This window comes from Streptomyces vietnamensis (assembly GCF_000830005.1).
Taxonomy (GTDB): Bacteria; Actinomycetota; Actinomycetes; order Streptomycetales; family Streptomycetaceae; genus Streptomyces; species Streptomyces vietnamensis.
In genome coordinates, this window is the sequence record NZ_CP010407.1 from 338,525 (window position 1) to 361,146 (window position 22,622).

17 protein-coding genes and 3 pseudogenes are annotated in these 22,622 nt (G+C 72.4%); 9 read left to right on the forward strand and 11 right to left on the reverse strand.

Annotated features, from left to right (window positions below; all coding sequences use genetic code 11):
- Positions 1-3 precede the first annotated feature (3 nt).
- The 4 genes from SVTN_RS01595 to SVTN_RS01610 all read right to left on the reverse strand — a co-directional run bounded on the left by SVTN_RS01595 (position 4) and on the right by SVTN_RS01610 (position 6,897).
- Complete coding sequence (locus SVTN_RS01595; protein ID WP_425428938.1) at positions 4-2,103, reverse strand: AAA family ATPase; 2,100 nt, start codon at positions 2,101-2,103, stop codon at positions 4-6.
- Entirely contained in the window at positions 2,100-2,807 is a 708-nt protein-coding gene (locus tag SVTN_RS01600) for a Pvc16 family protein (protein ID WP_041127468.1), read from the reverse strand. Before SVTN_RS01600 ends, SVTN_RS01595 begins: the two co-directional genes overlap by 4 nt.
- Positions 2,804-6,022, reverse strand: a complete 3,219-nt coding sequence (locus SVTN_RS01605) for a DUF11 domain-containing protein (RefSeq protein ID WP_041127469.1) — start codon at positions 6,020-6,022, stop codon at positions 2,804-2,806. Before SVTN_RS01605 ends, SVTN_RS01600 begins: the two co-directional genes overlap by 4 nt.
- Before the next feature lie 170 nt (positions 6,023-6,192).
- On the reverse strand, positions 6,193-6,897 hold the full coding sequence (locus SVTN_RS01610) for a helix-turn-helix transcriptional regulator (protein ID WP_041127470.1): 705 nt from the start codon (positions 6,895-6,897) through the stop codon (positions 6,193-6,195).
- A 235-nt stretch (positions 6,898-7,132) separates the two neighbouring features.
- On the opposite strand from SVTN_RS01610, the gene SVTN_RS01615 reads away from it, so the two are divergent.
- Positions 7,133-8,476 carry a COG1470 family protein gene (locus SVTN_RS01615; RefSeq protein WP_078908139.1) on the forward strand — a complete coding sequence of 448 codons (1,344 nt, stop codon included), beginning with the start codon at positions 7,133-7,135 and terminating at the stop codon, positions 8,474-8,476.
- A gap of 1,233 nt (positions 8,477-9,709) precedes the next feature.
- Here the strand turns inward: SVTN_RS01615 and SVTN_RS01620 are convergent.
- Complete coding sequence (locus SVTN_RS01620; protein ID WP_052498850.1) at positions 9,710-10,093, reverse strand: STAS domain-containing protein; 384 nt, start codon at positions 10,091-10,093, stop codon at positions 9,710-9,712.
- Positions 10,094-10,114: 21 nt separating this feature from the next.
- On the reverse strand, positions 10,115-10,414 hold the full coding sequence (locus SVTN_RS01625; RefSeq protein ID WP_063782233.1) for a hypothetical protein: 300 nt from the start codon (positions 10,412-10,414) through the stop codon (positions 10,115-10,117).
- 695 nt (positions 10,415-11,109) lie between these two features.
- On the opposite strand from SVTN_RS01625, the gene SVTN_RS01630 reads away from it, so the two are divergent.
- The 4 genes and pseudogenes from SVTN_RS01630 (at position 11,110) to SVTN_RS44615 (ending at position 15,220) form a co-directional block, all read left to right on the forward strand.
- Positions 11,110-12,570, forward strand: a complete 1,461-nt coding sequence (locus SVTN_RS01630) for a S8 family serine peptidase (protein ID WP_078908140.1) — start codon at positions 11,110-11,112, stop codon at positions 12,568-12,570.
- A gap of 24 nt (positions 12,571-12,594) precedes the next feature.
- On the forward strand, positions 12,595-14,052 hold the full coding sequence (locus tag SVTN_RS01635; RefSeq protein WP_078908141.1) for a S8 family serine peptidase: 1,458 nt from the start codon (positions 12,595-12,597) through the stop codon (positions 14,050-14,052).
- A 237-nt stretch (positions 14,053-14,289) separates the two neighbouring features.
- Positions 14,290-14,835: pseudogene (locus tag SVTN_RS41755) on the forward strand (IS5 family transposase); the annotation flags it as partial.
- Positions 14,825-15,220 (forward strand): hypothetical protein, encoded by a 396-nt coding sequence (locus tag SVTN_RS44615; protein ID WP_041127472.1) that lies wholly within the window; start codon positions 14,825-14,827, stop codon positions 15,218-15,220. The pseudogene SVTN_RS41755 and the gene SVTN_RS44615, both read left to right, overlap by 11 nt.
- Before the next feature lie 96 nt (positions 15,221-15,316).
- Here SVTN_RS44615 and SVTN_RS01645 read toward each other — a convergent pair whose 3' ends face one another.
- From SVTN_RS01645 to SVTN_RS44620, 3 genes and pseudogenes are all read right to left on the reverse strand, one after another.
- A complete protein-coding gene (locus tag SVTN_RS01645; protein WP_041127473.1) occupies positions 15,317-15,745 on the reverse strand; it encodes a protein-tyrosine phosphatase family protein in 429 nt (142 codons plus the stop codon).
- Positions 15,746-15,894: 149 nt separating this feature from the next.
- A pseudogene (locus tag SVTN_RS45280) lies at positions 15,895-16,197 on the reverse strand (IS630 family transposase); the annotation flags it as partial.
- A gap of 162 nt (positions 16,198-16,359) precedes the next feature.
- On the reverse strand, positions 16,360-16,515 hold the full coding sequence (locus SVTN_RS44620) for a hypothetical protein (RefSeq protein ID WP_162494301.1): 156 nt from the start codon (positions 16,513-16,515) through the stop codon (positions 16,360-16,362).
- Positions 16,516-16,638: 123 nt separating this feature from the next.
- On the opposite strand from SVTN_RS44620, the pseudogene SVTN_RS41765 reads away from it, so the two are divergent.
- Positions 16,639-16,973: pseudogene (locus SVTN_RS41765) on the forward strand (hypothetical protein); the annotation flags it as partial.
- Here SVTN_RS41765 and SVTN_RS01650 read toward each other — a convergent pair.
- Complete coding sequence (locus tag SVTN_RS01650) at positions 16,922-17,371, reverse strand: barstar family protein (RefSeq protein WP_041127474.1); 450 nt, start codon at positions 17,369-17,371, stop codon at positions 16,922-16,924. The pseudogene SVTN_RS41765 and the gene SVTN_RS01650 overlap by 52 nt on opposite strands.
- A gap of 149 nt (positions 17,372-17,520) precedes the next feature.
- The gene (locus SVTN_RS01655) at positions 17,521-18,297 is read right to left on the reverse strand and encodes an SDR family oxidoreductase (protein WP_041127475.1); all 777 of its coding nucleotides are present in this window, start codon (positions 18,295-18,297) and stop codon (positions 17,521-17,523) included.
- A gap of 201 nt (positions 18,298-18,498) precedes the next feature.
- Between SVTN_RS01655 and SVTN_RS01660 the strand changes: the two genes are divergently transcribed.
- The 3 genes from SVTN_RS01660 to SVTN_RS44700 all read left to right on the forward strand — a co-directional run bounded on the left by SVTN_RS01660 (position 18,499) and on the right by SVTN_RS44700 (position 22,554).
- Positions 18,499-19,362 carry a helix-turn-helix transcriptional regulator gene (locus SVTN_RS01660; RefSeq protein ID WP_041127476.1) on the forward strand — a complete coding sequence of 288 codons (864 nt, stop codon included), beginning with the start codon at positions 18,499-18,501 and terminating at the stop codon, positions 19,360-19,362.
- A gap of 173 nt (positions 19,363-19,535) precedes the next feature.
- Complete coding sequence (gene lanL, locus SVTN_RS01665; RefSeq protein WP_041127477.1) at positions 19,536-22,235, forward strand: class IV lanthionine synthetase LanL; 2,700 nt, start codon at positions 19,536-19,538, stop codon at positions 22,233-22,235.
- Positions 22,236-22,398: 163 nt separating this feature from the next.
- Complete coding sequence (locus SVTN_RS44700; protein ID WP_167352188.1) at positions 22,399-22,554, forward strand: VenA family class IV lanthipeptide; 156 nt, start codon at positions 22,399-22,401, stop codon at positions 22,552-22,554.
- The last annotated feature ends 68 nt before the right edge of the window (positions 22,555-22,622 follow it).

Sequence of the window (22,622 nt, forward strand, 5' to 3'; positions counted from 1 at the left end):
GCCTCACGCGCCGGCGGCCTGCGCCAGGTACGGCCCGAACTCGCTCTCCAGGACCAGGCGTCCGAGCTTGCGGTACTCCTGGGCGATCGCGGTCACCGTCTGCCGCATCGTCAGCGGCTCCCCCGACTCGGCCGCAAGGTAGGCCGACGTGACCGCGCAGGCGCGGATCGAGCCGCCGGCCAGTTCGAAGCGGTCGGCGCAGAAGGCGAGGTCCAGGTCGTCGCCCCGGGGCAGCCGGTCGCCCAGGCACCGGTCCCACAGGGCGAGGCGCTGGCCGGCGTCCGGCACCGGGAAGTCCGCGACCACGTCGAGGCGGCGGGTGAACGCCTCGTCCAGGTTGGCCCGCAGGTTGGTGGTCAGCACCGCGATCCCGTCGAACGACTCCATGCGCTGCAGCAGATACGCCGACTCGATGTTGGCGTGCCGGTCGTGGGCGTCCTTCACCTCCGAGCGCTTGCCGAAGATCGCGTCGGCCTCGTCGAAGAGCAGCACCGCGTTGACCGCCGACGCCTCGGTGAAGATCCGCTCCAGGTTCTTCTCGGTCTCCCCGATGTACTTGTCGACGACCGTGGACAGATCCACCACGTACAGGTCCATGCCCAGGTCCGCGGCGACGACCTCGGCGGACATGGTCTTGCCGGTGCCCGACTCGCCGGCGAACAGCGCGATGACACCGCGGCCCCGGCCGCCGCCGGGCCGCATCCCCCACTGCCCGAGCACCTGCTCGCGGTGGCGGGCGCGCAGCGCGAGTTCACGCAGCCGGCGGTGGGTGGTCGGCGGCAGCACCAGATCGTCCCAGCCGACCCCCGGCTCGACGCGCCGGGCGAGCCGGTCAAGCCCGGCGCCGTTCTGCGCCCGTACGGCGGTACGCAGATCGCCGGGACCCACCTGCCGTCCCTCGATGGTGGCTGTCCGCACCGCCGCGTCGGCTGCCCGGCGCAACTGCCCGGAGTCCAGGCGATGCGCGGCGACGGCCCGGGCGAGCGCCTCGACGTCACCGGTCACGGCGTCACCGGCGGCCCGGTCCAGCGCGTGGCGCCAGCGTGCGGCCTGTCGTTCCGGGGAGGGTGCCTCGACGTTCAGCACGACGGGGGTGTCGGCCGCCCATGCCGGATCCCAGCCGGTCGTGCCGTGGGTGAACAGGGGGATGCCGCGTAGTTCGGCGCACAGCGACGAGAGCGTTCGGGCTCGTTCGGCGGGTTCTCCGGGCAACGCGGTCAGCGGGCCGAGGACCACACCGGCGCCGGTCAGCCGGGCTTCGAGGGCGATCACCCGGGCGAGTGCCGGCACGTCGGCCGAGCGCCGGGCGAGCGCCACCGCGTCCAGGACGAGCGGGCCGAGTCCGGCCGCGTGCAGGGCGGCGGTGGCCAGCCCCTCGGCGTCGCCGCCCCGGCTGCGCAGATGGACGAGACCGACGCCGGTGCCGGCCGCGGCCGCCGCGCGGTGGACGTCCGCGGCCTCGGCGGTCGGGTCCTCCCGGGCCTCGCCGAGCACACCGGTGAGCCGGGCGTCGGGTCGTGTGCCGCCCAGGAGGTGCGCGGTGACCCGGTCGGGGACGGCCAGGACACGGGACAGCGGCGGCCGCTCCGGTTCGGTGACCTCCACCAGACCGTGTGCGATCAGCGGCGCTCCGGGGGCGAGGCGGAACCGGGCGGGCGAGGCGCCGCCGAGTCCGCACAGCTCCAGCGCGAGCCCGACCGTGGGCCGACGGCGTGTCAGGTCGTCGTTGAGGTAGCCGTAGAGCCGCTCGAACCGCGCGTCCAGATCGGGTGCCATCGCGACCAGCAGCAGGTCCAGGTCGAGCGGGGACAGCCCGAACCGCCGGACGAGTCCGTCGAGCACCGACCCCGCCGGCGGCTGCCAGAGTCCCTGGGCGGGCATGTCCAGCCCACCCGGCTCGTCCAGGATCCGCGCCGCCGCTTCCGGGGTGAGGTACTGGCCCCGGTAGGGATCGTCGGGATCGGGGTCCGCGGACCGTCGTACCGCCACGGCCTCCCGTACCCGCGCCTCGACGGCACCGAGCCGCTCCCACAGGGGATCCACACCGGTGTCCCCTCCCGCGCCGACACCGCCCCCGACCGCGGGTTCCACTGTGTACGTCACGCCTGCCGATCCCCCCTGCGCCGCCTGCGCGCCGGGGCCGGCGGCCGTTCACGGGGCCCGGTGAAGCCGTCACGGCCGGGATCGGTGGCCTCCGTGTAGCGCAGCCGGCGGCCCGGGCTCGTCTCCTCACCCTCGCGGGCGGCGGCGGAGCGCACGACGAGGCCTTCGGTGACGGGCGGCGCGGCGGCCCTGGTCACACCGGCGAGCGGTGCCCGCACCCGTACCCCGAGCGACGCCTTCAGCTCTCCGCCTAGCGCCGACCAGACGTCCGCGGCGGCCGGCGCGTCCATGCCCGTCCCGGCGGTCTCCAGGCCCACGGTCAGGCCGAGTTCGGCGAGCGAGCCGGTGAGCAGCCCGGCGGGCAGCGTGTCGTGCGCGACCAGCGCGCCGAGCACCTGGGACAGCAGCCGGTGCTCGTCCTGCGGGCGACTCGCCCAGGCCGTGACCAGATAGGTCAGCTGGAACCAGCGCGGCGGGGAGCGCCGGGCGACGAGGTGTCCGTCCTCGTCGTACACCTCCCCGGCACCGGTACCGCGTCGTACGGCGTCCTCGCGGATGTCGTACAGGAAGACGCAGACCGTCGGGGCGCTGCGGCGGGCCGCCCAGTCCCGGGTGGGGGCGTCGAAGACCACCTCGACGCCCGATGCCTCCAGACCGCTCTCGGCGAGCAGCCGCCGCAGGCCCTCGTCGACCTCGTGGATCACCGGCGGGTCACCTCGTCCGGCGGCTGCACACTGCCGTTGACGACCAGGAAGTCGGTCTTCACCGGGGAGAATCCGGGTCCGCCGGCGGTGATGGTGCGCGGCCCGGTCCGGTCCTTGGCGAGGATGAGCAGCTGGCCGATGAACGTCCCGTCGGCCTTCGGGATCGTGGGCGCCGCCGCCGCGGTGATCCCCGGGTTCCACGTGAACTTCACCGGCACTCCCGGCGGGAAGTCCTTGCCGCGCACGGAGGTGACGAAGCCGGGCTTGCCGATGTCCGGCACCGCGACGATGCGCGGCTGGAGGATGCGCAGCCGCTCCTCGGCCGTGTTGTCGTTCTTGTTCGCGTCCGTGCCAGTGGTGGTGAGCACGCCGGCGACCTGGCCGGTCATCGCCTTCTTCGGGCTGAGCACGACCCGTACGACGGTGCTCGCGCCCGGCGTGAGGTCGGGCAGCGCGCACACCCAGTTCTGGTCGCAGCCCTCCGGCGGCCCGCTGTGGGGCAGCCCCGAGGGCAGGCCGATCTTCAGCCGCAGTCCGGTGGCCAGCGCGTTGCGGCCGTTGCGGACGGTGTACGTCACCACGACGCGCCCGCCGACATAGCCGGGGTTCGGCTGGGCCGTGACCCGCACCCCGGGCCCGGCCTTCGGCTCCTCGGGCTCCGGGGGCACCGTGGGCGGCGTGGTGGGGGTCGGGGTGGGCGTGGGCGGCGTGGTGGGAGTCGGAGTGGGCGTGGGAGTCGGAGTCGGGGTGGGCGTGGGAGTCGGGGTCGGGGTCGGGGTGGGCGGTGTCGCCTCGCGCACCGGGACCACGGTCCGGCCCGCGTTGTCGTTGGGCTGCGGGTCCAGGACCGTACCGGTGACCGACCAGTCGACCGGGGCGTCGCCGGGGGTGACTCCGGTGAGCGTGACGTCCACCGGCACGGTGGTGCCGGGTTCCACCACGCCCAGGTCGCACTGGAGCGAGGAGGCGTCGCAGGTGCCGCCGGGCCGGCTGATCCCGGTGACCTGCACGCCGGTCGGCGGCGCGACGGTCAGTCGGGTGCCGGGCGAGGCGGCGGGGCCGTTGTTGACCACGTCGACACGGACCGTGGTGGAGTCGCCGACGGTGACCTCCGGCGTGGTGCCGGGCACGTGGACGGCGAGGTCCACGGACTGCTGGACGGTGGGTTCCTTCTGGCGGCCCGCGAGTCCGGCGGTGAGCGGGGTGATGTCGCCGGAGTCGACGTCCAGGAGGCTCAGCTTCTCGGGGCTGTTGACCGGGGCCTCGGCGCGGGAGCTGAATACCAGGCTCTTGCCGTCGGCGGTCCAGGCGGCGTCGCGCGGCTGGTGCGGCCCGGTGGTCGTGGTGTCCGGCAGCTCCCGGCCGCAGGCGCCGGACTGGCCGCGGGCGGCGGTGGGCAGCAGCACCTGACAGTCGCCGCCGGACACGGACGCCAGGAGGATGCCGTTCTCCTCGTCGATCCGGCCGGCGCCGTTCTTGCGGTTGAAGGCGATGCTGCGCCCGTCCGGGGAGAACGCCGGGCTGTCGTCGATGACCGCGCAGTCGCCCGGGCAGTCGGCGGCGCTCAGGTCGCGCTGCCGGGTCAGGTCGTTCACGGGCACGGTCCACACGTGCTTGTTGCCGCCGCCCCCGTTGATCTCCCTGTTCCGGGTGAAGGCCAGGGTGGTGCCGTCGGAGGACCAGGTGGGCTGGGCGTCCTGGCCCTGGAGCTGTCCGGCCGGCGGCACGACCTCGCCGGTGATCGCGCCGGTGGCGACGTCCGCGATGAGGATGCGGCTGGCTCCGGCCGCATCGCCGACGCCGCCCGGCGAAGTCCGGGTGAAGGCGAGCTGCTTGCCGTCCGGGGAGAACGTCGGGTCGGTGTCCCAGTCGTTCGCGCCGCGTCCCGCGAGCGGCAGCGGTGCCGCGTTGGAGCCGTCGGCGTCGGCCGTCCAGATCCGCTCGATCCGGCCGTCGGCGCCGTCCTCGAAGCGGGTGAGGACGATCCGGCGGCCGTCGGGCGTGTAGTTCTGCCGCTCGGTCCACGGGTCGTGGCCGGCCGCGGGCTGGAACAGCGGGTCCTTGGCGGGGTCGGTGTTGGTGTCGGCCGCGGGATCCTCGTTGAGGATCGTCGGCCCCAGATCGCGTGGGTCGGAGCCGTCCATCCGGGCGTCCTGGAGCGTCACCACGTGCGAGTTGGCTGCCGAGGTGCGCTCCACCACCGCCCTGCCGCCGTCCATGGAGCCGAGCCAGGTGGGCGACAGGACGTCCCGGTCCTCGTTGAGCACCAGCGAGGGGACCTGGTCGGAGTGGGCGGTCGAGCGGAACGCGTGGTCCCAGTCGCCCTCGCACTGACAGGTGATCTCGGGGCTGAGGAACAGCACACCGTCCCCGTCGGGCAGCCACGCTGCCCCGTGGGCCCGCCAGGTTGCCTGCGCGCCCCCGAACAGCGGCTCGTCGGCGGTCCCGTTGGTGATCCGCAGCCGGGTCACGGGCTGCCCGTCGACGGTCGTGGTGGCGGTGTACGCGATCCAGTCGCGGTTGACGTCGTCGTCGACCGGGTTCCAGGCCGGCTCCGAAGCCGTGCCGTCGGCGGGGTCGGTGACCCGGGTGGCCGTGCCGCCGCCGATCGCCCGTACGTAGATCTGTCGGCCGACCAGCGGGTCGCTGTCGTCGGCGTACGCGAGGCGCTGCCCGTCGGGGGAGACCGTCGGGTCCTCCTCGTTCGCGGACGTGTCGGTCAGCCGGGTCAGGCCGGTGCCGTCGGTGCGTACCAGCCACAGGTCGCGCTGGGTCCCGGCGCCCGGTCCTGCGGACTCGGCCGCGTCGAACACCACCGACCGGCCGTCGGGGGTCAGTTGGGGGTGCGCCGCGTCCATGCCGCTGGTGAGCCGTCGTACCGAACCGTCGGCGGCCCGCAGATAGACCTGCGGGTCCTTCTCGTCGCGGCGGCCGGCGAAGACCATCTGGTCGCCGAGGGCGGACGGCTGCGTGTCGTAGTGGACCGGGCCGTCACCGAACAGCGGGGTGCTGGAGGTGGTGGAGGCGACCTCACCGAGGCTGCGGTGGCCGGTGCCCGCGTACGCGACCCGGGTTTCCGCGGCGTCGGCAGCCGCCGCGGGCTCGGCGCTGCCCGGCCCGGTCGCCGCCGTCACCCCGAGCAGGGGGATCAGCAGCAGGAGCGAGGTGCCGAGTCTCCCCGGGCGGTACCGCCCGCCGGGGCCAGCGGTTTCCATCACGGTCCCCTTCGCAGTCTGGTGCGGCATCTGGATGTGCCCCCGCCACCGTCTGCCGACCGCGCGCGGGACGGCAGGGCTCGGGGGCCGCACCCGGGGGAAGCACGCGGTGTGCTTTCGGGCACCGCCGCCTTCCCCTCCACCGTCGGGCAGTCCGTCGAACGGGCCTGTCAGATCAGCCCGTTGCGCAGCGCGTAGCCCACCGCGTGGGCCCGGTTGCGCAGTTGCAGCCGCGTGATGATCTCGTGCAGGACGTTCTTGACGGTCCTCTCGGAGTACGAGGTCTTGCGGGCGATCTCCGCGGTGTCCAGGCCCTCCGACACCAGGCGCAGCATGTCCGCCTCGCGCGTGGTGAGCGCGGACAGGGACAGGGCCCCGGGGTCGAGCGCCGAGCGCCGGAGATTGCCGACGTGGCTGAGCAGCTCGCCGAGCAGATCGCCGGGCAGCACCCCCTCACCGTTGGCCGCCGCCAGGACCAGCCGCACGAGCTGGTCCTGATCGGCCTCGGCTCGGCGCAGCACCACCGGCACACCGCACTCGATGACGCGTTGCAGCCCGCCGGCCCCGAGGGTGCCTATCACCAGGCCGGTGCGGGTGGCGCTGTTGTACCGCAGCCGGTTCAGCAGGGCGGCCACGTCGTCGTCGATGCCGTCCACGACCACCAGCGAGACCTGGGCCCGCTCCGCGTCGGCGTCGTCCACCAGTTCGACCTCGGGGCGCTGGCGCAGTTGCTGGACGACACCGACCCGCAGCACGGGGTCGGCGGCGTAGACGGCCACGCTCGCCCGGGTCGGGCCACCGGAGCGAGAGGTGCGGTGGATCGAGCCGGTCTGGACGAGATCACGTGTCGTGGTGTCGGACGTGGTGTCGGACATGGCAGGACCGTTCTCCTCTGCGCGGAACATGGATACCTGTTTTCATGAGTCAGTGGGGGGGCTGAGTGACACAGCGCGAGACGATCACGGGTCAGTGGTGCGCCGAAGGCGGCTCACCACAGTAAGAGCCCATCGTTACTTGGGAGTTGACAGTGGCTTGCCGGGCAGCGTCACTGCCCGCGCATTGCCCTCCCGCCCCTCCCCCGCCTCCCGGGCACCTTCCTACGGTGACAGCGTGACGCCTTCCGCAGCCTCCTCCGGGCCCGGTGCGCCCGGCCTCGACATCCCGGCCGTGACCGTGACGCCGGGTGACATCGCCACCACCAGCCTGACCGTGCGCAACGACAGCGACATCGTCGAGGCGTACGACCTGAAGGTCGTCGGCGACTGCGCCGCCTGGACCACCGTGGAACCCGAGCGCGTCTCCCTCTACCCCGGCACCTCCGAGACGGTGACGCTCCGTCTGGCGCCGCCGCGCTCCCCGGAGATCCGGGCCGGCGAGATGCCCCTCGGCGTACGGGTCCTGCCGAACGAACACCCCGAGTCGGTCAAGGTCCTCGAAACCACCGTGCACGTCGGGGAGTTCCACGAGCTGAAGACCGAGCTCGCCCCGCGCCGCCGGCGTGGTTGGCTGCGCGGTCGCTATCTGCTGGCCGTGCGCAACCAGGGCAACACCCCGGTGCAGGTACGCTTCGCCCCCGGCCAGGCCGGCGAGGAACTGGGGTTCACCTTCGCCCCGGCGGAGCCGAAGCTGGAACCCGGGGAGTCGACGGAGGTCCGGCTGCGGGTCCGTACCGCCAAGCCGGTGTGGTTCGGCAACCCCGTGGTCCGGCCGTTCACCGTGGACACCCGCGAGACCGGCGAGCAGGAGGAGACGGCGGGGGCCCGCTGGGACGAGCCCGTCGTCCGGCCGCCGCTGGACGCGGAGTTCGTCCAGATACCGATCTTCCCGAAGTGGCTGCTCGCAGTGCTCGCCGCACTGCTCGCGCTGTTGCTCGCCTGGTTCGCGCTGGTCCGTCCCGCGGTGCGCAGCGCCGCCGAGGAGGCGGCCACCGAGGCGGTACAGCCGCGTGCCACCCCGCCCGGCGACCAGGCGGGCGAAGAGTCCCCCGGCACCGGCACGAACAACCAGCCCGGCGGCGGCCAGAAGTCGGGGGCGGCGACCGGATCGGGCGGGGGCGGGGGCTCCTCGACCGAGGGCGGCACCGCGACCGGCGGCGGTCAGCAGAGCTCGGCGACCATCGACCTGAAGACGGGCACCGGGCAGACCAAGACCGGCACCTACAAGGTCCCGGAGAAAAGCATCTTCGGGGTCACGGACATCGTCGTCGCCAACTTCCAGGGCGACGAAGGGGTGATGACGATCACCTTCGGCGACCGCAAGATCACCACGATCGCGCTGGAGACGTTCCGCAACCAGGACTACCACTGGGTCACCCCCATCAAGATATCCGAGAACGACACGGTGACCATCAACGTGACCTGTACGAAGCCCGGTACACCGGCCACGGGCCGGCAGGCGCAGGAATGCAACGAAGTCCTCAATGTGAGCGGAGCGCTCAGCCGCACCACCGAGTGAATCGGACGTTCTTCTTCCGGCTCATTGTCGGTCATTGGCGACTACATCTGTAAAGCTCGGTATCCCTTTCGGCCGGAAATCGATAACCCGGGTCTCAAAAGCAGCACCTGCGCCGGCACCAGCCGGGCGCCCGAACCACCACGGGTCGCGGGCCCCGGCAGGGCACGGCCGATTTCGCCAGGGCAGGTTCGTCAGCAGCCCCAACAGCGCGAGTTCAACACGGCACATGTCCGCTGCAGATGGCGAATTCAGCGATCGACCACCAGTTGCTCGCGACATTGCCGGTGTTGACGACCTTGATGTACACGTACACGTACACGTCCGCGCCAGGCGCATAATCGCCGATGTTGCTGCCGGAATGGAGCAGGATCTTGTCGAACGTCTACTTCTGCCTCATGTCGACTTGGGTCCACAGGCCGTCGTACTGGCCTGTTCCGGAGCTGCAGCAGGTGCCGGAATTGCCGTCCAGCGCGTTTGCGGGACCGTCGTTGTACGGGCTTGTGTCCGAGGCCGTTGCCGTCCAGCCCGTGCGCGACAGCGCGGGGCCCAGGTCTATGACGTCAGGTGCAGGTGGGAACAATCGCACCGTGCCCTCATCCAGCGCGACATCTCCACCACCTCCCCTGCCGAAGCAGATCGCGAGGCAGGAGGGGCCACGAAGGAGACGCTGAAGTCGCCGACAACGGCGGGGAAGCTGAACATGGGCAGGGTGACGCACGCGCTCGGTCTCGTGCTGAAGGGGCGTCGCTGTCAGTGGCTCTGCGTCCAGTCCCGCGCTCAACGACCGACCCGCGCGTACGCGGCCTGGTCACGTCTCCGACGTCTTGGCTCGACCGCGCACCGCTCGATGTCGTATGCCGCGACCGGGCACCGTTCTTCGAAGCCCCGTCCGGCTCGCCCTCGCCCAGGGGACATCGTTTCGCTGACCGCACCCGTGTGAACCACGCGACCGTCCACGAACTGCTGGCGGCCGGGCTCAGCCGGAGGGCGATCGGCCGCCGGCTTCGCATGACCTCGCGCACCGTCAAGCTCCTCGCCGACGCAGCCACCCCGGAGGACCTCTTCCATGGGCAGTGGCAGGGCCGACCGTCCAGACTCGACGCCCTCACCACTCACGTCCGGCCCTTCGCCCAGATGCTCACCGAGCGCCAGGGCGAACGGCTGACATACATGCCGGGCCCTTCATGCGTTCACCGTGCGAACAGAGCAAGGGAGCTCTTCTCCGTGCCTGTGTCAGGGCTCGAAGTGGAACAGGTGGGTGGTGTCGGTGAGGACGAAGAGGTGGCGGAGGTGATGGGGCAGGGGTCCGGTCAGGATGAGTGTGCCGGGGCTTCTGTGGGCGCGGACGAGGACGTGGAGGAAGGAAGAGTCGCCGAAGGCGACGGAGGTCAGGTCGAGGCGGATGAGGGTGGCGCCGTCGTTGCGGGCGTCGGCCAGAGCCCGTCGCAGGCAGTCGGCGCTGTCCATGTCGAACTCTCCGGTGGCCTGGAGGTGTGCGGTGCCGTCGTGCCGGGTCGCCTGCCGGTACACGCTGGTTCCGTCGGGCCCGCTGTAGAGGTGACCGCCGACAGCGGGCGCGTACTGCCCTTCGCAGCCGGTGCGGTCGTCGTTTCTCATGAACGATGCACCCCCATCGGTTCAGGGACCGACAGCGCCAGGTGCGGCCGTCTGGACGGGCGGGGTGGGCGCGGTCCAGGGCCGGTGGGTGAGTGTCAGGGCGATGTCGAGACCTTCGCACAGTCGGCGCACCCGAGCGAGCACGCTGAGTGAGGCGCCGCTGGCCGGACCGGAGGTCATGTGCAACCGTACGCTCCGAGGCCGGTAGGCGAGGACGAGCTCCTGTACGTGCAGTGCCGCAGCGGCGCGGGAGGCGACGTCGAGATCGGCAGGAACGCTCAGGGCCAGAATCTGGCCCTCACGGGCGTGCTCCATGGGCATGGTGCGCCTTCCGCCGGGCCGACGCGCGGCACCCCTGACGGGGACGGGGTACGGCAAGACCAGATCGTGGGATTCAAGCGGTGACGGGGGCCGTGCAACGAGTCAACGGCCTGGGCCGGGGAAGAGGTCCCCGGCCATTCGGCCGACGGAAGAACCGACCCTCCGGGGTGGAAGGAAGTGCACAAGGGCACGTCCACCGGCCTTCTGGCGGTTTCCTACGCCCTACATCTACCCAGCCTGCGCCGTGATCACCCGGTGGCGCCTGGCGGCCGGCGGCCCTGGCCTGAAGAACAGGCAGGTCGGCTGCGGTGCCGACGGGATTTGACCCCGCGGACAGATGGGGGCAGGCCCGCCCCGTCTCCGTCAGTCGCCGTGGGAGGGACCTCGCCCACGTCGATCGCAATGGGCCGCTCTGCCACGGCACCGCAACCTGCGGGAATGCGCGCACTCCCGCTCCGAGTCAGGGTAGAGACACCGTTCTCTGCGGACGAATCCTTATCCGGGACACCGGCAACCGCTGCCAGGGCTTCGCGGTCACCTGCTCGACGTCGGCCACCGCCCTGCGGACGTATCGCCTCAGCCTCAGCCGCTGCCGTGCGGGCAGACGTGTCGCCTGTCCCTGCCTCCGGGTGAAAAAGAGACCGCACCACGCGTCCCTCCCGGGGTGAGGGCTCCGGCCCGCTGATCCTGGGGCTGTGCTGACACAGATGAAGCGGTTCTCCCGACCGCGGCTGTCTCGCCCGCTGGGCGCGCTGGCCGGCGTGCTCGCGCTGTGTGCCCTGGCCGCGGCCCCGCCACCGTCGGCGGCGGGGAAGGAGCCCGGGAACCCGGCGCGCAGAGCGTACGTGGTGGTGCTCGCGGACGATGCGGGCGATCCCGCGGCGGCAGCGGCGCGGCTGAACCGGCGGTACGGGGCCGGCGCGGCGGCGACGGCGGTGTACCGGCACGCGCTGCGCGGTTACGCGGCCCGGCTGACGCGGGACGAGGCAGCCCGACTGCGCACCGACCCGGCCGTACGGACCGTCAGCCCCACACGCACCTACCGGACCGCGCCGCCCGCGCACCGCCGCGCGGTCGACTGCCGTGTGGCGACCGGGCCGGGACAGTGCCTGCCCGAGTGGGCGGACCGGATCGACGCCGAGCGGTCCTCGGCGAGGTCGGGCGACGGCCGGGGGGTGGTCACGGGTGTGAACGTGGCGATTTTGGACAGTGGCATCGAGGGCGGCCATCCCGATCTCGACGTACGAGGGGGCGCCGACTGCCTGAGCGGCAGCCCGGTCGTGCCCGGCGCCAGCATGGTCGTGGGCGACCCGCACGGCACCGAGGCTGCCGGGGTCGTCGCCGCGAAGGACAACGGCACCGGCATCGTGGGCGTGGCGCCGGGGGCGCCGCTGTGGGCGGTGAAGGTGTTCCCCGATGACGCGAGCGGGACCTCCGACGACACCGTGCTGCTGTGCGGCCTGGACTGGATCGTGTCGACGCGTACGGACCAGGATCCCGGCAACGACATCCACGTCGTCAACATGAGTCTGACGACGACCGAGGACGGCCGTGCGGACACGGACGACGGCGCGTGCGGCGCCGTGGACGGCGACACGGTCCACATGGCCGTGTGCGCCGCCGCACGTGCGGGCATCACCCTGGTCGCCGCGGCCGGCAACGACAACGTCGACCTCGCGCGGCACGCACCCGCCGCGTACCAGGAGGTCCTGACCGCGACGGCGATGACCGACTTCGACGGCCGTCCCGGCGCGCGTGCGAACCCGGACTGTTACGGCGCCGACTACGGCTTCTTCGGGGAGCAGGACGATCAGGCCACCTTGGAGTTCAGCAACTTCGTCCGCAAACGCGAGGACCGGCTGCACACGGTCTCCGCGCCCGGCGTCTGCGTGCTGACCACCAGCTCGGAGGCAGCCGGGTCGTACGCGGCGGTGGACGGCACCAGTTTCGCCGCCCCGGCGGCCGCCGGAACCGCCGTCCTGTGCCTGGCGTACGGGCCGTGCGACGCGGCCACGCCGCTGGAGAACGTCCGGATCCTCACCGACGACGCCCGCCGCTATCAGCGCGCGCACCCGGCCTACGGCTTCGAGGGCGACGACCGCAGCCCGTTCCCCGGGCGCGGCTACGGCCCCCTCATCCACGCCGGAAGTTACTGACGGCCCGCGAGACCAGGAGCAGATGTGAAGCGTTCCCGCCGTACGAGTGTGCTGGCTGTCCTCGCGCTGGCCACGGTCCTCCCGGGGATTCTCGCCCCCTCGGTGAGCGCCACCGGCCCGCAGCGGCCGGAGCGCTACATCGTCGTCCTGGACGACACCACAGCCGACCCGGCCGGGCTCGCCGTCCGCCAGCTGCGGTCCCTCGGCGGCGTGGCGCCGGCCGAGCCGGAGGCCGTGTACCGGCACGCACTGCGCGGATACGCGGCCGCACTCGCCCCGGCCCAGGCCGACGTGCTCAGAAGCTCACCGGGGGTACGGTTCGTGGCACGCGAACGTACCTACCGCTCCGCGACGCAGACGGCCCGCCCCTCTCTGCCGGCCGCATCACAGCAGGCGGTCCCGGCATCGCCCTGCCGTAGGGCCGTCGACATCACACGCCGTCAGTGTCTGCCCGAGTGGGCGGACCGGATCGACGCCGAGCGGTCCTCCGCCCGTTCCGGCGACGGCCGGGGCGGCGTGACCGGCGTGCGGGTGGCCGTCCTCGACACCGGCATCGACGGCGGCCATCCCGATCTCGACGTCCGCGGCGGCACCGACTGCGGCACGGGGCAGCCGATCGTGCCGGGGACCAGCCTGTCCGACCCCATCGGCATCGGCACAGCGTTTGCCGGGATGGTCGCGGCCCGTGACAACCGCACCGGGATCGTGGGCGTGGCGCCCGGCGCCCCGCTGTGGTCGTTCAAGGTCTTCACCGACGAGGGGGAAGCCACCGGGGCGGCCGTGCTGTGCGCTCTCGACCGGGTGGCGGCGACCCGTAGCGACGCCGACCCCGGCAACGACGTCGACGTCGCCCTGCTGGGCTTCGCCCGCACCGACCTGACACCAGTCGACGACGGGCAGTGCGGCACCCTCAACGACGACCCGCTCCACCTCGCGGTCTGCACCACCACCCGCGCGGGGATCACCCTCGTCGCGGCCGCGGGCAGCTTCCGCTGGGACATCGCCCTCTCGGCGCCCGCCGCCTACGACGAGGTGCTGACCGCCACCGCCATGGCCGACTTCGACGGCCGCCCGGACGGAGCGTCGACGGCGGACTGCCGGGGCACCGACCTGGGCTCCTTCGGCTTCCGTGACGATCAGGTGGCGATCCCCGTCGCCAGCTTCGCGCGGTCCGCCGCCGACCGTCGGCACCTCGTGACCGCGCCCGGCGTGTGCGTGGCGGCCACCGGACCGGCCGGTGACCGGCTGCCCGTCCTCCTCACCGCGACCGGAGCCTCGGCCGCCGTGACCGCCGGGGTGACGACGCTCTGCCTCGCCCACGGGCCGTGCCCGAAGGGCGACCCCACCGGGACCGTGCGCCAGATCGTCACCGACGCCGACCGCTACCGGCTCCACCACACCCGGTACGGCTTCTACGGCGACCCGGACCGGCCCATTCGCGGCCGCTTCTACGGCCCCCTGGTCCGCGCCGCGCTCTACTGACTCCCTCCGCCCGGATGGGGATCGACTCAGGGGTGTCTGAAGTCGCCAGAGAGGGCGAGGGACGGCCCGTGGCCGAGTACGACATCCTGAGCCCATCGCACAGGAGTCCCACCCCCTGCACGCCGGTCAACAGGCCATTGCACACCGGTCAACAGGCCATCCGCACCGACACCGGCCGCACCGCGCTCACTGCCCGGCGCGGAGGCCGCCCCGCCCGCGCCCTGCATCACCGTGACGCTTGCCGGCGTCCTGTACGTGCCGTGGACCGGTGTCGCGTGGCGTGATGTCCCCGCAGAGACTGTTGGCTGTTCCGGTGTGACGGCCTGGCGCCGACTGCGGGACGGACCAGGCCGGCGTCTGGCCCCGCCTGCACGCCGCCCTGCTGACCGAACTTCGCCGCGCCGACCTGCTGGACCTGGACGACTGCTCCGTGGACGGATCGCACGTCCAGGCCCTCAAAGGGGGGACCACGTCGGCCCCTCACCCGTCGACCGTGCCCGTCCCGGCTCCAAGCACCACCTGATCGTCGACCGTCGCGGGACCCCGCTCGCCGTGACGCTGACCGGCGGGAACCGGCATGACGTCACCCAGCTCCTGCCGCTGCTGGACGCCGTCCCACCGATTCGGGGTCTGTGGGGACGCCCGCGCTGCAAGCCGCGGCGTCTGTATGCCGACCGGGGCTACGACTTCGACAAGTACCGCCGCCTGCTGTGGAAGCGGGGCATCAAGCCGTTGATCGCGCGACGCGGCGTCGCCCACGGCTCCGGACTGGATGACGCACGCCGACGACAAGCGGACCACCTTCTTGTTCTACGCCCTGGAGCGAGAGCCGCACGCCTGGGGCTTCGACCTCGCCGGCCTGGGCGAAGCCCTGCGGGAATCGTTCCCCGAGGTCCGCCACAAGGTCCGCCAGGACCGCACGCATCAGGGCGAGCCGTACCTCTCCTTCTGGACGGGCACAGGCGACGGCACCGGGTACGACGGCACCGCCACCGTCCACGGGCGGGACTGCATGACGCCGGCCGACACCACGGCGGGCGAGGCGGCACTCTTCCTGCTCTGGCTGCGTGACACCTACCTGCCCGCCGAGAGTGACGCGGCACGGGTGGTCGACGAGCTCCGTCACCACCTCGCGGTCATGGATGCCGGCAACGGCCTGAACCGCTGAGTGACTGCCGCGCCCTCTCGGCAGGGCCAGTGCCGTGACCGGGGAGGTTCACCGGGTTTCACGGCGGCCGGGAGCGGCTGCCGATGAGATGGCCGACTACTGGAAGCGGGAGACGAAGCGGCGCTGCCAGGGTGTCTCCACGGCGCGTGATGCGTAGTGTTCCCGGACGTATGCAACCGCCTCGCGGCCGGGTACCCCGTCCAGCACGGCGAGGCAGGCCAGTGCCGTGCCGGTGCGCCCGTACCCGCCGGCACAGGCGACCTCGACGCGCTCGTCCTCTGCGCGCGCCCATGCCTCGCGCAGCGCGTCTGCGGTAGCCGTGCGGTCGGACGGGAGCCAGAAGTCCGGCCAGCGCAGCCAGCGGGCCTCCCACGCCACGGGAGGCGGCTGGTGGCCCAGCAAATACACCGCGAAGGTGGGCACTGGCCCTGCGGGAAGAGGTCGGTTGAGTCCCCGGCCTCGAACGAGCCGGCCCGAGGGAAGTCGTAGCACGCCCGCCATCGCGGGCTCCCAGGAGGTGATCACGCGGCGAGCGTAACCCTCGTGTCCTGCTGATGCGTTGACTGGAACCGGACACCTCCAGCGGGCTGGATCACGTGACGAGGGTGGGTCGGTCGCCCCGGCGGATGCCTTTCTCGCTGCGGAGGCGGGCGCGTTCCTTGCGTGGGGCAGCGAGGACGTCGGGGTGGCGGGCGTTGGCGTTGTTCGGCCCGGCAACTGCCAGCGATGGGAGGGATGCCGAGCGGTCCGAACTCGTCGAAGGCGAACGTCCGCTCGGGGAAGCGTTCCAGGACATGCTCGATCCGGTCGAGCTCGGCGTCGCACTCGGGGTCGGTGGACTCCTTCCACGTCTTGGCCCGTTGGAAGGTGACGCCGCGCCGGGCCGGCAGACGGCGCAGGGCCTCGCGCCCGATCCGGATCACCCGGCCGTGGATCCGGCGCAGGTAGGCAGGCAGTTTGCGGATCGACCAACGGGTGAGTCGGTCAATCGACGCCCCTTGACCGGCTCCGCCACCTTGCCTCCCCCACCAGATCAGATGTCCGCCCACATCCAACCGGTTCAGGCGCCACTGTCGCCCCGGCGAACCTTCTCGGTCACAGCGCTAGGTGTACGCAATGTCTGCCGAACCCGGTGCGGCTCACTCTCCAGCGGCGTACTCGCCGACCACGATCGGGACGGCGGAGAACTGGGCAGCGGCATTGTCACCGAAGCGGAGGTCCAGCACGTCGGCGACGATGAGGGTGACGTTGTCCGGGCCACCGCTACTCAGCGCCAGCTTGACAAACTCACGCACCGAGCCCTTTCCAACCTGACGGCGTGGCAGGGTGGGTGGCGGGCTGCACGAACCGATGAAGCTCCTGGGAGACGGGTTCACGACCAAGCTCACCCGTGCCGACCAGGCGCTTCGTGTACTTGCCTGTCCTTCTCCAAGCTCTCGGCTCCGCTCGAGCAGGGGAGACCCCATTCGATCGATCTGCCCAGTGCCCACCTGCGCCACCTCGCCAGGCATCTCACGGTTCGCCGTCGCGAGACCGGCACCCGGTGGCGCCGCGTCACGCCGGGCCGTCAGGCTCTGCTGGTCCTGGCCCGTCTGCGATGCGGACCGCGATCCGCCTGGCCTTCGTGATCCTGGACGGGACGCTGCCGCCGATCGACCGGATCGCCGCCGACACCCCGTACCACTCCGGCAAACACAGACGTCACGGCATGAACGTCCAGGTCCTCACCGACCCTTTCGGGCGGCTGCTGTGGGTCGGGGCGACGTAGACCGAGACCTGGGTCGGCCTTCCGCCGGTGTACCGGTCTTCGGCGAGGGTCGCGACTACCTCGCGGAGGATCTCCAGCGCGATCCAGAAATCGCCCTCGGCGCCCGCAACGGGCCGGGCGTCGGGCCAGACGATGACCACGCGGGGAGACTTCAGCTCATGCAGCCCACCCCCGACCGAATCCGAGAGGGCGTCCCACACCATGTGGGGCCCGAGCGGCGGGTCCAGGGGAAGTGCCTCCCGCACCGCCTCGAAGAACGCCTCCTTGTCGGTCAGCCCGGCGGTGGAGAGCGTGAAGACGGGAACGCCCTGGCGGGCGGCCTCGTCGAGAATCCCGGCAATGTCCGCACCGGGAACCTCGTGGAAGCCTGCGTTGATCATCATGCTCAGAACCGTATCGGTGCGTCCTCCCGGTCCGGATCGCTCCCTCTGATCAGCGGATGAGGCTCGCGCCCGGGGACTCAGCAGCTCGGCCGTTAAGACAACTGCACTGGCAGGCTACGCCCCCGGACCCGCTCCTTTTCCCGTACGTGTCAGGCGGCCTGGGCCGTGGGCATGAGGGTGACCTGCTGGAGGTTGGCCCGCGGCGGGAGGCCCGCGACGAAGCCGACGGTCCGCGCGACGTCCTCGGGCGTGAGCCACTCCATGGTCTCCTTGGAGCCCTCCAGCCAGGCGAGGGCGCCCTCGTCGGTGACGTGGCTCTGCAGCTCGGTGCCGACGATGCCCGGCTCGATCGCCGAGACCCGGACGTTCTTCGCGCCCAGCTCGGCCCGCAGGTGCCGGGAGAGGTGGGTGACGTACGCCTTGGTCGCGGAGTAGACGGCGAAGTTCGGGAAGATGTTCTGCGCCGCGATCGACGAGGTGTTGATCAGGTCCGCGACACCGCGCTCACCCGCCGCCCCGACGAGCTGCGGGGTGAAGGCGCCGATGACGTGCATCAGACCGGTGATGTTGAGGTCGATCTGGTGCTGCCACTGGTCGGTGGCCAGCTCCTCGACGGGGGCCGGCAGCATGACGCCCGCGTTGTTGAACAGCAGGTCGGCGCCGCCGAATTCGGCCGCGACCCGGTCGGCGGCCGCCCGCACGGCGGCCGCGTCGGTCACGTCGGCCGCCAGGGCCAGGGCCTCGCCGCCGTTCTTCTCGATCCGGGCGACCAGCTGCTCCAGGCGGTCCGCCCGCCGCGCCAGGACGGTGACCCGGGCGCCCAGTTCGGCGAGGTGCTCGGCCGTGGCCTCACCGATGCCGCTGGAGGCACCGGTGACCACCGCGACGCGGCCGGAGAGGGGACGGGCGGAAATGTGCGTGGTCATGAAACACACCTTTCGAGGTGGGTGAGGGGGTGGGGTTCGGGGCTGCGGCCTGTCGCCGTCGTCCCTCGACAAGAACACCACCCGGGGAGGTCTCTCGGGACGCCGGAAAGTGCCCTGTGCGGGCAGGTATCCCCGAGGCAGGTACCGGCAGTACCACCCGACCCCGGGGTCCGGCCCGCTCCCGCCCGTCACACTGGGGGCATGGATGACCGTGGTCGCGAACTCGCCGATTTCCTGCGCACCCGCCGTGCCCGGGTGACCCCCGACCGGGCGGGACTGCCCGAGGACGGTCGGGTGCGCCGCGTGCCCGGCCTGCGCCGCGACGAGGTCGCCAGGCTCGCCGGAGTCAGCACCGAGTACTACACCCGCCTCGAACAGGGCCGGGCCCAGAACCCCTCCCCCGAGGTGCTCGAATCCCTCGCCGGCGCGCTGCGGCTCGACCCGTCCGAACGCGAGCACCTCACCGACCTCCTCGCCCGGCCCACGCCTGCCCGCCGTACCCCTGCCGGTCCCCAGCGCGTGCGTCCCGGCCTGCATCTGATGCTGCAGACCCTCGACCACGTGCCGGCGTTCATCCTGGGGCGGCGCACCGACGTCCTGGCCTCCAACCGCCTGGCCCGCGAGGTCCTCACCGACTTCGACGCCCTGCCCGCGCCGCACCACAACCTCGCCCGCTACTACCTCCTCGATCCCGAGGCCCGCGCACGCGTCGGCGACTGGGAACGGATCGCCGCCGAGACCGTCGCCATCCTCCGTCTGGAAGCCGGCCGCAATGCGCACGACCGCCGCCTCGCCGACCTGATCGGCGAACTCACCGTGAAGTCACCGGAGTTCTCCACGTGGTGGAACGACCACCGGGTCCTGCGCCGGACCCACGGAGCCAAGCACTACCACCACCCTCTCGCCGGCGATCTCCACTTCTCCTACGAGTCCTTCCAGGTCCCGGGTGACACCGAACAGACCCTGTGCGTCTACAACGTCGAACCGGGCTCCGACACCGCCCGGGCCCTCCGGCTCCTCGCCGACTGGACCGCGCCCCTGCCGACGGGGACCCCGGAGTCCTGAGGGGACGGAGAATCGGCCATCGTGCGCCGCTCGCCGCGCCGGGCGCGCCTCTTGTCGGGGGTAGAACGTCGCGCGCTCGCTGGATGAAGTGAATCCGGGTGGGTGTGTGTTGGTCGGTTTATGTCACCGGGCACGTTCCCGTCAGCGGTTCTCACCGTTGAGAGGGACACGCAATGACGAGCCACGCTACCGAAGTCGACTTGGAAGGCCTCCTCCGCGAGGCGCTGCACGCCACGGGTACGGGTGCGCGCTGGGCGGTCGAGGCGGACGAGATGTGGTGCCGGGTCGCGCCCGTGGCCGGGACGCGGCGTGCGCAGGGATGGAAGCTGCACGTCTCGGCCACGGCCGCCTCCGCGCCGACGGTCCTCACCAAGGCCCTGGGCGTGCTGCTGCGGGAGCGGTCGGGGTTCAAGTTCGCCCGGTCCCTGGAGCAGGTGAGCGCGCTCAACTCCCGGGCGACGCCGCGGGGAAGCTCGGGCAAGTTCATCACCGTCTACCCGCGTTCCGACGCCGAGGCGGCCGCTCTCGCCCAGGAGCTGCACGCGGCCACGGCGGGTCTCGCCGGGCCCCGGATCCTGTCCGACCAGCCCTACGCCGTACGCAGCCTGGTGCACTACCGCTACGGATCGTTCGTCGGCCGGCGGCGGCTGTCGGACGACGGTCTCCTCGTGTGGTTCATCGAGGATCCCGACGGCAATCCCGTGGAGGACAGGCGCACCGGCCAGTACTCCCCACCGGCCTGGGTCGAGTGTCCGTTCCCCGCCGCGGTGCCGGTGGCGCCGCGCGGCGGGGACGCGACGAGCCGTCCGGTGGTGCTCGGTGGCCGCTTCGCGGTGCGCGAGGCGATCCGGCAGACGAACAAGGGCGGCGTGTACCGGGGCAGTGACGTCCGTACGGGTGCGGGCGTGGTGATCAAGGAGGCCCGGCCGCACGTGGAGGGGGACGCCTCCGGCGGGGACGTCCGCGACTGGCTGCGGGCCGAGGCCCGGACGTTGGAGAAGCTCAAGGGCACGGGGCTCGCCCCGGAAGCGGTGGCGCTGTTCGAGCACGGCGGGCACCTGTTCCTGGCCCAGGACGAGGTGCCGGGCGTGACGCTGCGCACCTGGGTGGCCGAGCACTTCCGCGACGCGGGAGGCGAGCGCTACCGGGCCGACGCGCTGGCGCAGGTCGCACGCCTGGTGGACCTGGTGGCGGCGGCGCACGCCCTCGGCCTGGTCCTGCGGGACTTCACACCGGGCAACGTCATGGTCCGTCCGGACGGTGAACTGCGCCTCATCGACCTGGAGCTGGCCGTCCTGGAGGACGAGGCCGCGCTGCCGACCCGGGTGGGGACGCCCGGCTTCAGCGCCCCCGAGCGCCTGGCCGACGCGCCGGTCCGTCCGACGGCCGACTACTACAGCCTCGGCGCCACCGTCTGCTTCGTCCTGGCCGGGAAGGTGCCGAACCTCCTGCCCGAGGAGCCTGCGGGCAGGGCGGCCGAGGAACGGCTCGCCGCATGGCTGACGGCCTGTACCGGGCCGCTTCGGCTGCCGGACGGCGTGGTGGACATGATCCTGGGGCTGATGCGGGACGATCCCGCCGAACGATGGGATCCGGGCAGGGCCCGCGAGGCCCTGGGGACGGCGGGCCCGACGGCGCGAGGCAGGGTCGTGGGATCAGCGCCCTGTGCCGGCGCCGGCCCGGTTCGAGGTGGCGAGGCGCAGGACGGCCCGGTGCACGAGGCCGTGGTGGCCGGGCTCGTGAACCACCTCGTCGACTCGATGACTCCCGAGGACGACCGACGGCTGTGGCCCGTGTCGACCCTGGCCGGGGAGAGCGACCCCTGCACCGTGCAGCAGGGCGCGGCCGGTGTCCTGGCCGTACTGACGCGGTACTTCGAACTCACCGGCGATCCGCGCCTGCCCGGGCTGCTCGCCACCGCGGGGCACTGGATCGCGGACCGCACCGACCTCCGCTCCCCGCGCCCCGGCCTGCACTTCGGCGGCCGTGGCACCGCCTGGGCGCTGTACGACGCCGGACGCGCCGTCGACGACCGCCGGCTCGTCGACCACGCCCTGGCCCTGGCGCTGGCACCGCAACAGGTGACGCCCCATCACGACATCACCCACGGCACCGCGGGCAGCGGTCTCGCCGCCCTCCATCTGTGGCAGCGCACCGGGGACGCCCGCTTCGCCGAGTTGGCCGTCGACGCGGCCGACCGGCTGACCGCCGCCGTCACCCGCGAGCCCGCGGGAGTGGGCTGGGCCGTGCCCGGGGAGGCCGATTCCCCGGAGGGCGGCAAACGCTACCTCGGCTTCGCGCACGGAACGGCCGGCATCGGCTGCTTCCTGCTCGCCGCCGCGGACCTCTCCCGGCACCCCGGTCACAAGGACCTGGCCGTGGAGATCGGCGAGGACCTCCTGGCCGGAGCCGTACGCACCGGGGAGGCGGCCCAGTGGCCCGCCCAGGCCGGTGACGTGCCCACGGCACCGTACTGGTGCCACGGCGCGGCGGGCATCGGGACCTTCCTCGTACGGCTGTGGCAGGCCACCGGGGACGACAGGTTCGGCGACCTCGCCCGTCGAAGTACGCACGCCGTCACGGAACGCGCCTCCCGCGCCGCGCTCACCCAGTGCCACGGACTCGCGGGCAACGGCGACTTCCTCCTCGACGTGGCGGACGCCACGGGAGAGTCCGTCTACCAGGACATGGCCGAGGATCTGGCCGGCCTCCTCCTGGCCGAAAGAGCCCACCGGCAGGAACAGGTGGTGTTCCCCAACGAGTACGGGGACGTCTCGACCAGCTGGAGCGACGGGTCCGCCGGGATCCTCGCCTTCCTCCTGCGGGCCCGTCGGACGAGCCCCCGTCACTGGATGGTCGAGCAGCAGGGTTGAGCGCCCGGGAGGGCCTGCCGTACCGGTCGCAGGCTTCCCTTCGTGTCCCCGTGCCCCGCCCTCCGCGTTCCCTCCCCACAGACTCCCGGCGCCGGCTCGACCGGTCGCCGGGTCGAGCGGCAGAGCAGTGCTGCCGCCATCCCACAGAAAGAAGGAGAATCCCATGGAGAACCAGGACCTCGAACTGCTGGCCCGTCTGCACGCCCTTCCGGAGACCGACCCCGTCGGCGTCGACGGAGCGCCGTTCGCCGCGACGTGTGAGTGCGTCGGTCTGCTGACCCTCCTCAACACGGTCTGCATCGGCGTCAGCTGCGCGTAGGACAGCCGGCACCATCCGGCCGGCGGCTGTCCCGGGCAGCCGCCGGCCGGAGCACCGCCGGGAAGAGC